This window comes from Rhodococcus sp. HNM0563 (assembly GCF_012726195.1).
Classification (GTDB): domain Bacteria; phylum Actinomycetota; class Actinomycetes; order Mycobacteriales; family Mycobacteriaceae; genus Rhodococcus.
The window spans coordinates 156,504-168,190 of the sequence record NZ_JAASAF010000013.1; the positions used below are offsets into that span (position 1 = coordinate 156,504).

Here is an 11,687-nt window from a genome sequence, read left to right on the forward strand (position 1 = left end):
TCATCGAGCAACGACTCGAGCCACGACCGCGGGCCCCACCCACCGGCGCAGATAACGACGCATCTCGTCGTCGGTGCGCGGCGGGTTGCCTGGAGAGACGAAGAACGACTGCATAGTCCGCAGAAGGTATTCGACGAGTTCGTGTAGCGACGCGTCGTCGTAACCGTGACTCTCCCACTCGACATCGAACCGCCGGATCATGGTCATACCGAAGGCCTGCGCCTCGTCGGATGTCATGTTCTCGGGGTGGACGTTCGCGTACGAACTCGACAGTAGAAGCCCCAGGTGCGGAGTGCGGCGCACTTCCGCGAGGGTGAAGACGACGGCTTCGACGGTCGCGTCGACGGGGTCGACGATGCCCTCGACACAGTCGGCCAGACGGTCGAGGAACCCTGCGACCGACGCGATGGCCGCAGCCTTCATCAGCGCATCCGCGCTGGGGAAATACCGGTAGACCGTCTGCCGGATCACGCCCAGCGATTCCGCGACCTCGGCGATGCTGATCGCCGCACCGGTCCGAGCTATGAGGTCGACCGCAGTGTCGACGATGCGCCGCGTCGCCTCGTCGTCGCTCCCGGGTGGACTCCCACCCCACCCTCGCCTACGTGCCACACCCGCCTCCTGAAATGAGGGGCCCGACATTATCACGCAGCCCAATCCCTGAGTGGTATGCCGGGAGATTTACACGAAAGTCATCATACAGATTTGCGCCCAGACGTATGATGCTTCCAAATCGTCGGTCCTACCTGCCCCGACCCGACCGGACAGCCCCGAGAACGAGGTAGAAGAAATGACAAACCTGCACGTCCGCAAGATGCGTTTCGCGTTCGAGGACCACGACGTGCCATTCCTGTGGAACCCCGAGAACCCCGCCTTCTCGAGCATGGCCAACGCCGTCTCGTTCCTCGCAGTCGGTTTCGAGAAGATGATCGTCCAGATGATCACCGAGGCGAAACCGCAATTCGCCGACGACACGGTCGCCGAGGAAGCCGACGCGTTCATGCGCCAGGAAGGACAGCACTCGACCGCGCATCGCCAGCACGTCCGCGCGCTGATCAAGAGATACCCGGGCCTGCAGGAAACGCTCGACAAGGTGATCGGGGCCTACGACACGCTCACCGCCGAGACGTCGCTGAAGTACCGACTGGCATACACCGCAGACCTCGAAGCGACCTTCACCCCCGTCTTCAAACTCATGCTCGACAACGACGCGTCGCTGTTCCGCCCCGGCGACGACCGGGTCGCGTCCCTGTTCATCTGGCATTTCGTCGAGGAAGTCGAGCATCGAAGTTCGGCCCTGATCATCTACGACTCCGTCGTCGGCAGCGACGTCTACCGCATGCGCGTCGCCGCCTCGGTGTTCAAACACGTACTCGACGTCATCCGAATCGCGTGCGCGGGCTTCAACAAGCACGTCCCTCTCGAAGACCGCAAGATCGACGCACTGTCGATGTTCGCGTCGTATCGGCGTAAACAGAAGCTGCTCCAGATGATTCCGGGAATGCAGGCCGCAAATGCCGGGCCGATGCCACGTGCATTCGACGACCTCGGACTCGGCGAACAGCTCATCGCGCTGCGCGGCATCATCCGAAGCCAGATGCCGAAGCACAACCCCGAGCATGAAGATCTGCCCGAACTTGCCGGGCTGTGGTTCGAGCGCTTCGACGCCGGATACGACGTCACCAAGTGGTACACCGCGGAAACCGCTGCACCGGGGGTCAATTGATGTCGGATCTGTGTTCGCCCACCTTCGAAGACCTCGCGACGAGACTCGGTTTCTCCTGCGACGAGGCCGGCGGGCTCGTCGAATTCCGCAATCCGCTGGCGCTCGAGAACTGGACGTTGCCGGTACTCGAACTCACCATCGTCGTCGGCGCCGTGCTCGCACTCGTCTACGCCATCGTGCGACTGCGCCGGCACGGCGACCCCACCAACCTGGTGTTGTGGCTGGGCGCATGCGCATATCTTTTCATCATCGAACCGCCCCTGTACTTCCCGGCCGCGTTCGGGATCGAACAGCACGTCGACACGATGTTCGCGCACAACGTATTCACCGTCGAATTCATGTGGGGCAGACTGCCGCTCTACATCGTCGCGATCTATCCCTTGCTCGCGACACTGTCGTTCGAGATCGTGCGGATGCTCGGCGTGTTCCGCAAGTACGGCGTTCTCCTCGGCGCAGTGTGTGTGGGATTCGTCCATCACGCCTTCTACGAGATCTTCGACCACCTCGGTCCGCAATTGCGCTGGTGGGAGTGGTCGCTCGAGAACCCGATCAACCAACCGTTCTTCGACTCGGTCCCGCTGCCGAGCGTCGTGGTGTTCGCGGCACTGTGGCCGATGTCCCTGGCACTGTGTGTGCAGTTCTTCGTCGGCCGCCACGTCGACCAGGGCGAAAGCTTCTCCGGGCTCCAATTGGCGTGGCGCACAATCGTGATCGGCGTACTCGCCTCCGTGGGGACGTTCGTCCTCCCGATGCCCGCGACCATCATCGGGATGGGAAGCACGAGGGTGCGCGGGTTCATGTACGCACTCGAACTCGTCGTCCTGTGTGTGGTTGCGATCTGGGTGCTCGCTCGCCAGTGGTCGCGTTTGCGCCGCGGCGAATCCGACACTCCCGCCCACACGAACGTGTTCGTCCAACGGTTCTCGCTGGTGTACCTCGGCGTGTTGGCGGTCCTCTGGGTCACCGCGCTGCCCGACTATTTCTCGGCGGTCGACGGTGTCACCGACAACGGCGATCCCATCGGCAGCCTCTGGTATGTCGTGGCGTGCTTCGTCGTCGCCATCGCGTGTGTCGCCGCGACCTTCACCGTTCCCCGGGCCGGGTCCGCAACCGATGCCCCGACCGTCGGAATTCGGGAAACGTCATCATCGTGAAGCAGGTGCGCGCATGGTGAGCATTCGCGCTGCTAGCAGCGCGGAGATCACCATGAGCATCATTCCGATTCCCGACGTGATGGTCACACCGCTGTCGAACGCCTCACCCGCGGCCCCGAGCAGGGCCGCCGCCTGCTCCGCGGGCAGGGCGTCGGCAACGGCGTGAGCACCGCCCAAGGTTTCCCGAGCGGCGGCCGCGGCTTCCTGGTCGAGGCCGGCCGGCACCCGCAGATCTGCGCCGTAGGAGGCGGTGAGGATCGAGCCGAGCACGGCTGTTCCCAACACCGCGCCCATTTCATACGCCGTCTCGGACACCGCCGACGCCGCGCCGGCCTTCTCCGGCGGCACGCTCGAGACGATCAGGTCGTTCGACAGAGTCTCGGCGGCACCGATCCCTGCTCCGAGAACCGCGAACGCGACGACGATCGGTGCGACGGCCGTCGGTGAGGCCAGCATCAACACGAGCGCGTATCCGAGTGCCGACAGCAACAACGCCGACACGATGACCGTCGACGGCCGGACCCACCGCACCAACATGACCACCGCCAGGCCCGCCACCACCATCACACCCAGCCCAGGAACCAGGCTCAGACCGGCTTGCATCGGGCTCTGCCCGATCACCAGCTGGAGGTGTTGGGAAACGAAGAACAGGAACCCGACCAGAGAGACCACCGAGAGCAGGTTCACCAGGACCGCACCACTGAATGTGGGCACACGGAACAGTCGCACGTCGAGCATGGGGTCCGGCCGGCGCAGCTGACGTCGCACGAACAACACGAGCGAAACGACCCCGACAACGGCGAATGCAGCCGTCACGACGACCGATTCGCCGTTGGCGAGATTCTTGATTGCGAACACCAGCGGTGCGAGCGCGAGCATCGACAGTGCAATGCTCACCACGTCGATACGTCCGGGTGTGGGGTCCCGGGATTCCGGTACGAAGACCGGGCCCAGAACGAGCAGCGGGATCAGCACCGGCACCGCGAGCAGAAACACCGAGCCCCACCACGCGTGTTCGAGAAGGAACCCGCCGACGATCGGACCGAGCGCGGCCCCCGCCGCGAAACACGACGCCCACACCGCGATCGCGAGCCGACGTTGCTCCGTGTCGAGGAAGATGTTGCGCAGCAACGACAGTGTGGAGGGCATCAGCATCGCCCCGAAGAAGCCCAGCGCCGCACGCGACGCGATCAGCGCTTCCGCCGACGGCGCATAGGCCGCAATCACAGAGACCGCTGCAAACCCGGTTGCGCCGATCAGCAGCAGGCGCCGCCGCCCGATGCGGTCGCCGAAGCTGCCCATCGAGACGAGCAGGCCCGCCAGAATCAACGGGTAGATGTCGATGATCCACAGCTGCTGCGCCCCGCTCGGCCGCAGCGCCGCGGAGATCTCGGGTAGTGCGAACGCGAGCACGGTGTTGTCGACCGAGACCAGCAACACCGGGAGCATGAGGACCGCAAGGGCCACCCACTCGCGGGGGCCGGCCTTGGGAACATCTGCGGTTGCGTCCGGTGATGAGACAGGCGTGAACGACACGGTTATCGGGCTTTCGAAAGAGATCGGGATCGAACCCTCGTTACTGTACCATCTGGACGGTATAGCAACGGGGGTCGTATCATCTGCCCCGTGCCACCCCCTCCCGCTGCCCGCGCCAAACTGCTCGACGCCTTCGTGACCATCCTTCTCGAACAGGGTGAACGCGCCGCAACCCTCGACGCCGTCGCCGCCGCTGCCGGAGTATCGAAAGGCGGCCTGCTCTATCACTTCCCCTCGAAAGACGCCCTCGTCGAGGGCCTCGCCGATCACGTCGAAGAACTCGCCGCGGGGGATGCCGCACTCATGCGGGACGCCCCCGAGGGTCCGGCCGCCTACTACATCCGCACCTCCGTCTACGCCGACACACCACTCGACCGCGCCATCATCGCCACCACACGGCTGAGCCAGAACGCGATCCCGCGAGCCCGCCTGGCACTGACTCGGATCAGCCAGGGCTGGATGGACGTCCTTGCGGACACTGTCACCGACCCCGCTACCGCGCGCGCTGTCATGTTGATCGGCGACGGCCTCTACTACAGCGCGGCGATGTCCGGCGAGACCAACGACACTCCGCCTGAAGACGTCGACGAACTGCTCGAGGTCGTGCAGCGTCTGATCGGCCGCCCCTGAACATCACGCCCCTGAACATCAGCGGAAGGGCACCGGAGAGAGGCAGCCGCGAGACGCCGACAACGCGCGGCTGCCTTTCGGTCAACGGTCGCGGTCGTACCCTGTGAATATGAGCAGTTCAGTCATGGCCTTGGCCCACGACGAACGAGCCGACCTCGCCGATTTCCTGGAGACTTTGTCGCCGCAACAATGGGAGCACCCGAGTCTCTGCCAAGGATGGACGGTGCGGGACGTGGTCGCGCACATGATCAGTTATGAGGAACACGGCACCTCGGACCTGCTGAGACGAGTTGCCCGCACTCGCTTCCGGCCATGGAAGCTCAACGAAGTGGCGCTCGCCGACTACGACCGACTGGGGCCCGACGCACTACTCGAGTTCCTGCGGAGCCACCTCGATCCACAAGGTGCCACCTCCCGGTTCGGTGGGCGGGTCGGGCTGGTCGACGCCCTCATCCACCATCAGGACATCCGCCGTCCCCTCGGCCTCGCACGCGCGATCCCACCTGAACGCCTGCGCTACGCCCTTCCGTTCGCAGTGACGGCGCCCCCGCTGCGCGGATTCTGGAAAGCACGTGGAGTCCGCCTCGTCGCAACCGACGTCGACTGGGCACACGGCAGAGGCCCCGAGGCACGCGGCCCAGGAGAAGCGGTGCTGATGACCATGGCGGGGCGCCGAGGGGTTGCAGTGGAACTGACAGGCGCAGGTGCCGCAGTTCTCACCGAACGGCTGGGGTGAAGCCCCGAGATCCTCCGCCGACCGCCGCTGGACCTCGAGAAACACAACCGCAATAGGCATCCGCGCGGTGCCGACAACGCGCGGATGCCTTTTGCGTGCGCGGTCGCACTCACAACAGAAAGTCCCCCACCTGCGTGAACAGGTGAGGGACTCGTGGCGGTGGCGGTGGGATTTGAACCCACGGACGGGGGTTACCCGTCACACGCTTTCGAGGCGTGCTCCTTAGGCCGCTCGGACACGCCACCGCTAGAAGACTTTACCGGATCGGGTCGCCGTGTCGAAATCGCCTGGTCATGAGCCGACCGGAGGCGTGCGCTGGCCACGGAAGAACACTTCCAACATCTCCGCACACTCCTCCTCCAACACCCCGCCCCGAACCTCGGGGCGATGCGTCAGCCGACGATCGCGTACGACGTCCCACAGCGACCCCACAGCGCCCGTCTTCGGCTCCCACGCACCGAAGACCACCCGCGACACCCGAGAAAGCACCAGCGCACCAGCGCACATCGTGCACGGTTCCAACGTCACGGCGAGAGTCGCACCCTCGAGCCGCCAGCCGTCCCCGTAGACCTGCGCGGCAGCCCTCAGCGCCAGCACCTCGGCGTGAGCTGTCGGATCACCGGTCGCCTCGCGTGAGTTCGCGCCGCGAGCGAGCTCGGTGCCGTCGGCTGCGAACACCACCGCGCCCACCGGGACATCCCCGGTGGGCGCAGCGGCCGCTGCTTCCAACGCGGCCCGGATCAGCTCCTCGTCGTCGCGCAATCCCATCTAATTCATCTTGTCGAGCGTCGCGCTCAACACGTCGTCGAATCCGAGTCGCTGCGCAATCTCGTCGATCTGCTCGTCGGGATACAGATCCGTCTCCGACAGGATCACCGCCAGCACCGGCTCGGGCAGCCCCATGTCGGCCAGGATCGCGAGGTCGCCTTCTTCCCAGGGCTCCACATCGTCGAGTTCGTCGGGGTCGATATCCGGAATCTCGACGTTCAGCGCATCGAGAACATCGGCCGCGATGTCGTAATCCACGGCCATCGAGGCGTCCGACAACAACAGTTGAGTGCCGGCCGGTGCAGGGCGAACGACGATGAAGAACTCGTCGTCCACATTGAGCAGGCCGAACACTGCTCCGGAGCTCCGGAGCTCACGCAATTCCGTCACCGCAGCGTCGAGGCTCGTCAATACCGATGCTGACAGTGCACGGCACTTCCAGCGTCCGTCCTCACGCGTCACTGCAACGGCAAAACCTTCGAAGTCCTCTGTCGAACTCACCGCGGGGCTCTTGTCCCCGACACGCTGTGCAGCCATGCGCGCAACGGTAGTCGGCCCGGTCCCACGAATGAAGCCCACCGGTGAATATGCCAATCTGAAGCGGTGTCCACACCTGCCGCCGCGCCCCCAATCTGTGTACTCGGTCTCGGTCTGATCGGCGGATCCGTCCTCCGGGCCGCGACAGCGACGGGCCGTCGAGCCTGGGGGTACAACCGGTCGGCACATGCGGTGGATGCCGCAGTCGCGGACGGGTTCGATGCATCCACCGACCTCGCAGCCACACTGGCGCGTGCGGAAGAAGCTCGGGCACTGGTGGTGCTCGCCGTGCCGGTGCCTGCAGTCGACTCGATTCTGGCCGCGATCGCCGAGCACGCACCGAACGTGGCACTCACCGACGTCGTCAGCGTGAAAGCACAGATCGCCGACGCGGTCGCGGCTCGCGGACTCTCGGCGCGCTTCGTCGGGGGTCATCCGATGGCCGGGACAGCCGAGTCGGGGTGGGAAGCCGGATCCGCGGACCTCTTCCGCGACGCCGTGTGGGTCGTCACCGTCGACGACGACACGGATCCCGAGTTGTGGCAGCAGGTCGCCGCACTTGCCCTCGACTGCGGTTCTGTCGTCGTCCCCGCCGAATCCCGCGAACACGATGCCGCGGTCGCGCGGATCTCCCATCTGCCGCATCTGCTGGCCGAAGCACTCGCGATCTCCGGAGCCGCGGGCGGCGACCTTGCGCTCGGGCTCGCAGCCGGATCGTTCCGCGACGGGACACGTGTCGCGGCGACCGCACCCGGCCTCGTCGACGCGATGTGCGAAGGAAACGCCACTGCACTTCTCGAGACCCTGGACGAGACCCTCGACGTCCTACGCGCGGCACGTGAGCAACTCGCGAACGGCAGCACCGGCGACCTCACTCGTCGCGGTCACGCTGCCCGCACGCGTTACGAACAGCGCCGACGCCATCCGATCACCGGGATCATCCCCGGCGACGACAATTGGATCGAACGCCTGAGGGAAGCCGGACGGCAAGGAGGTGTGTGGATGTGACGAACCTTCGCGATACCGCTGCCGCCCTCACCACCGGAAAACTCACCGCGACCGAGCACGTCCGCCGAGTCCTCGCAGATCTCGACTCGCTGGCAGGCACACCCTGGTCCAACATCGTGGCTGCCCGCGACGACGCTGCAGCACTCGAGAGCGCAGCGCATGCGGACGCCGAGATCGCTGCGGGTAACTGGATCGGTCCGCTGCACGGCGTTGCGATCGCGGTCAAGGACAACATCGATGTCGCGGGGCTGCCGACGCGCTGCGGCAGCAATGTCTTCGCCGACGAACCGGCGGCCGACCGGGACGCCCGCATCATCGAAAAGTTGCGTGAAGCCGGTGCGATCGTCGTCGCGAAGACGCACCTGCACGAGTTCGCGTACGGGCCGACCGGCCTCGTCAACGCCTCGGGTCCGGCTGCTCATCCACACGATCCTGCCCTCATCAGCGGAGGATCGTCTTCCGGTTCCGCGGTGCTCGTCGCGAAGGGCATCGTGCCGGTCGCCATCGGCACCGACACCGGTTGCAGCGTCCGCACACCTGCGGCGCTGTGCGGCATCGCCGGATTCAAGCCGAGCAGCGGGGCGCTACCCGTCGACGGCATCGTTCCGCTGTCCACAACCTTCGACCACGTCGGTCTGCTCACCACCGACAGCCTCGACACCGCACTCGCATGGGGGGCGATGCCAGGGGTCGCGCATCTACGTTCCCCGGTGTCAGGTCTGAGAATCGGCCGGCTCCGCGGCGGAATCTGGGACCTCGCCGGCACAGAGTTCGACGCTGCAGCAGACCTGGCCTGCCGGACCCTCACAGATCTCGGCGCCGACGTCGTGGATGTCGCACTGCCCGAAACGGACGATCTACTCGGCGTGTATCCGATCATCACCGGATCCGAGGCATACGAAACCCACCGCGACAGGTTCGAGGCCGACCCTGGTCGCTATCAGGCGCCCACGGCTGCCCTCCTGGAGGCTCAGAGGGATCGACCCGCCCACGAGTACCTCCGTGCGCTACGGACGGCTCAGAGGCTCCGGCACAGTGTCCTCGAGCGCTTGCGTCGCACCGAGAACCTCGACGCGCTGATCACTGCCACTACGAGCATCCGATCCGCAAGCCTGAACAGCGATCCCGCAGAGCTGCGAGCGCCCCTGCTCCAACGCTGCATCCCGTTCAGTGTGCTGGGTGTACCCGCGATCTCGGTGCCCGCGCCCGGCGCAGGCATCGGACTACAGATCGTCGGGCTCACCGCAGGTACCGGAGGGCATGGTAGCCACCCCGCGGAGTCCGCGGCGCTTGCGGTCGCGCTGGCAGTGGAGGGCGTCGACGAAAACTAGATGCGTTCGGCCAACCCGCGGTAGGTGACGACGAATCCGTCTTCGTCGACCGTGACGGAGGACGACGACACCGGCGACAGAACGTGGATCCCGTCGGCGGCGCTGCTGTAGATCACTGTGGCTTCCTGCACCGTCAGGTCGAGCAGATTGACGTACACGACAGGAACTTCGAGTTCGTCGGCGCCTCCCTGCAGGCGATAACGCCGGATCGGCAAGGCGTTGAAGAATGGGCTGAGGATGACATCGACATCGAGCGCCCCACCGAATGATGCTCGCTGATGGTGGGTCCCACTGTCCACCATCCAGATGCCCTCGCCGGACCGGCTGATGGACATGTGCCGCTCGCCGGCTGCCATCGTCGTGCGCACCGACAGCCGACGAGTGACTCCGTCCTCATCCGTCACGAGGTCGTAGGAGGCGCTGAACGCCGGATGTTCAGAACATTCGGCTCCGACGATGCGGCCGGTCGCCTTGATGCGCTGGCCGCTCAGCTGCACACGTACCGATTCCATCCGGGGCGCGTCCAGCGATCGCCAGGTCAAGAGCGCGGGCCAGTTGGACGCTGGGGTTGCCGCAGGACGAACGGCATCAGAGTCTGGGCTGCTCACGATCTATACCGTATGCGACAAGTCGTCGCCGAGCGGCATCGGTGCCGTTATTGAAGACCCCACGGCGAGGAGACTTCTCACAGCACAGTGCTTCCTCTCGTGAGTAGAGCTACCTGCACCACTCCTACCTGCATCGATACCCCTCGAGTTCGGATCGATCCACCCATAGAATCCACTCATCGACCGTACGGACGTCCACTCCGGAATGAAGATCGAAAACTGTGCGACGCAGCCGTCCCCGGAAACGGTTCCTCCGCCCTGTATTGGCCTAGAGTCGCTTCCATGCGCACCGTGTGGACAGTTCCTCTGAACATCGCTCAGACATTGCTGGAGTCTCCGGAAATCCAGATGTTCCTGACCAGCAATGAGCTTCCGGAAACTGCGGACGACCCACGGCAGAGACTCTCCGAGTTCACGCTCGCGCTGGGTGCCCTGGCACGCAACAGTGGACGCACATTCAGTTCGATCGACTCCGCCAACCGCGAACTGTTCGGGGGTGCTGCCGGTGCAGTTCCCGTAGCACTTCGGTTGACCGTTCTGCGCGCTATCGTCACCAAGGTCGACGACCGGACGCCGACACCCAAACCACTCCAGAAGAACGTGATCGACCAGCTCGGTGCGTATGTCTACGCGATTGTGGACTCCCGCGACCGCAGCATCCTCTACGTCGGGATCGGCAGAGCCAATCGCATCTTCACGCTCACCTGGACAGCGCTCGGTGAGAACCACAAACTCGAGGAGTCGAAAGAGAAGGCGCCGGTCGCGACGCCTGAAACCGAGGCGGCAATCCGTCGCATCAAGGCGGTGTACGACTCCGGCTACTCGGTCGAACACTTCATCATCGCGGATGCGCTGCGCCCCGCGTCCGATCCAGAGCACACGGCAAGTGATGTCGCGCAGGCAGTCATCAGCTCGCTCGGGCTCCTCGAACCGCATCGCGGAGAACCGGTACTGACGAACCTCGCGGGTACGAACGAGGAATCGGAAGCCGACCGCACCGCAATTCCGATTTCGGAGATCGTGCGTCAGTACTCGGCCCAGGCCGCGCCCGAACCTCCCACGCCGTGTGTGGTTCTGCGTATCAACGAGGCCAAGAAGGCGTCGACGGAGGCCGTGCGTGAACTCGCCTCGCGCCCCTGGCCGGCAGGGACCGCAGCCCGAGGAATCGACGGACTGCCCATCATCGTCGTCGCCGACAACATAGTGCGCGGCGTATATCGAGCGACAGGTTGGGAAGCGGGTGCCCGCACCGAAGAAAACGGCGGCACAATTCTCTACCGGTTCCGCGGGGAAGCCGACCCCGAGCTCGAGATGGCGTTCGTCAATACACGGCTGACTCCGGATCGTCTCGGGCTCAAGCGCTGGCCGACGAGCGGTTGGGCACCACGACTCACCCGCGCACTTCCCACCCCTGGTGGGCACCCGAAATCGAAACCGGCACCCCGAGCGAATGTCACCCGGCCCCACACGAAACCCACATACTGAAAACAAAAGGAGCCGGGGAGTGCGGGGAAATCATCCCCGCACTCCCCGGCTCCATTTACCTACACAAACACGAGAGGGACCCCACATTGTGGGGTCCCTCTCGGAACGAATGCACGGCGGCGACCTACTCTCCCACACCCTGACGAGTGCAGTACCATCGGCGCAGTG

At 65.0% G+C, this 11,687-nt stretch carries 12 protein-coding genes and 1 tRNA gene; 7 read left to right on the forward strand and 6 right to left on the reverse strand.

The annotated features are described in order from the left end of the window. Positions 1-612 carry a TetR/AcrR family transcriptional regulator gene (locus tag HCA61_RS24385; RefSeq protein WP_169690757.1) on the reverse strand — a complete coding sequence of 204 codons (612 nt, stop codon included), beginning with the start codon at positions 610-612 and terminating at the stop codon, positions 1-3. 178 nt (positions 613-790) lie between these two features. On the opposite strand from HCA61_RS24385, the gene HCA61_RS24390 reads away from it, so the two are divergent. Beyond that, a complete protein-coding gene (locus tag HCA61_RS24390; RefSeq protein WP_169690758.1) occupies positions 791-1,726 on the forward strand; it encodes a metal-dependent hydrolase in 936 nt (311 codons plus the stop codon). Continuing rightward, entirely contained in the window at positions 1,726-2,880 is a 1,155-nt protein-coding gene (locus HCA61_RS24395; RefSeq protein ID WP_169690759.1) for a hypothetical protein, read from the forward strand. Before HCA61_RS24390 ends, HCA61_RS24395 begins: the two co-directional genes overlap by 1 nt. On the opposite strand, the gene HCA61_RS24400 is transcribed toward HCA61_RS24395, so the two are convergent. Further along, positions 2,872-4,329, reverse strand: a complete 1,458-nt coding sequence (locus HCA61_RS24400; protein ID WP_169690787.1) for an MFS transporter — start codon at positions 4,327-4,329, stop codon at positions 2,872-2,874. The genes HCA61_RS24395 and HCA61_RS24400 overlap by 9 nt on opposite strands. 177 nt (positions 4,330-4,506) lie before the next feature. On the opposite strand from HCA61_RS24400, the gene HCA61_RS24405 reads away from it, so the two are divergent. Together HCA61_RS24405 and HCA61_RS24410 are read left to right on the forward strand one after the other, a co-directional pair. Then, positions 4,507-5,046 (forward strand): TetR/AcrR family transcriptional regulator, encoded by a 540-nt coding sequence (locus HCA61_RS24405; RefSeq protein ID WP_169690760.1) that lies wholly within the window; start codon positions 4,507-4,509, stop codon positions 5,044-5,046. Positions 5,047-5,155: 109 nt separating this feature from the next. Beyond that, the gene (locus HCA61_RS24410) at positions 5,156-5,782 is read left to right on the forward strand and encodes a maleylpyruvate isomerase family mycothiol-dependent enzyme (protein WP_169690761.1); all 627 of its coding nucleotides are present in this window, start codon (positions 5,156-5,158) and stop codon (positions 5,780-5,782) included. A gap of 154 nt (positions 5,783-5,936) precedes the next feature. Here HCA61_RS24410 and HCA61_RS24415 read toward each other — a convergent pair. The 3 genes from HCA61_RS24415 to HCA61_RS24425 form a co-directional block, all read right to left on the reverse strand. After that, positions 5,937-6,027: transfer RNA gene (locus HCA61_RS24415), tRNA-Ser, on the reverse strand. A 46-nt stretch (positions 6,028-6,073) separates the two neighbouring features. Continuing rightward, positions 6,074-6,550 (reverse strand): nucleoside deaminase, encoded by a 477-nt coding sequence (locus HCA61_RS24420; protein ID WP_169690762.1) that lies wholly within the window; start codon positions 6,548-6,550, stop codon positions 6,074-6,076. Then, positions 6,551-7,087: a tRNA adenosine deaminase-associated protein gene (locus HCA61_RS24425; protein ID WP_169690763.1), complete on the reverse strand. Its 537-nt coding sequence runs from the start codon at positions 7,085-7,087 to the stop codon at positions 6,551-6,553. 66 nt (positions 7,088-7,153) lie between these two features. On the opposite strand from HCA61_RS24425, the gene HCA61_RS24430 reads away from it, so the two are divergent. Both HCA61_RS24430 and HCA61_RS24435 read left to right on the forward strand, forming a co-directional pair. Continuing rightward, a complete protein-coding gene (locus HCA61_RS24430; protein WP_169690764.1) occupies positions 7,154-8,095 on the forward strand; it encodes a prephenate dehydrogenase in 942 nt (313 codons plus the stop codon). Beyond that, on the forward strand, positions 8,086-9,426 hold the full coding sequence (locus HCA61_RS24435) for an amidase (protein ID WP_169690765.1): 1,341 nt from the start codon (positions 8,086-8,088) through the stop codon (positions 9,424-9,426). Before HCA61_RS24430 ends, HCA61_RS24435 begins: the two co-directional genes overlap by 10 nt. Here the strand turns inward: HCA61_RS24435 and HCA61_RS24440 are convergent. Further along, positions 9,423-10,034 (reverse strand): putative glycolipid-binding domain-containing protein, encoded by a 612-nt coding sequence (locus HCA61_RS24440; RefSeq protein ID WP_169690766.1) that lies wholly within the window; start codon positions 10,032-10,034, stop codon positions 9,423-9,425. The two genes, HCA61_RS24435 and HCA61_RS24440, sit on opposite strands and share 4 nt — an antisense overlap. A 282-nt stretch (positions 10,035-10,316) precedes the next feature. Between HCA61_RS24440 and HCA61_RS24445 the strand changes: the two genes are divergently transcribed. Then, positions 10,317-11,519, forward strand: coding sequence for a GIY-YIG nuclease family protein (locus tag HCA61_RS24445; protein WP_240960070.1), 1,203 nt, complete (start codon positions 10,317-10,319; stop codon positions 11,517-11,519). The last annotated feature ends 168 nt before the right edge of the window (positions 11,520-11,687 follow it).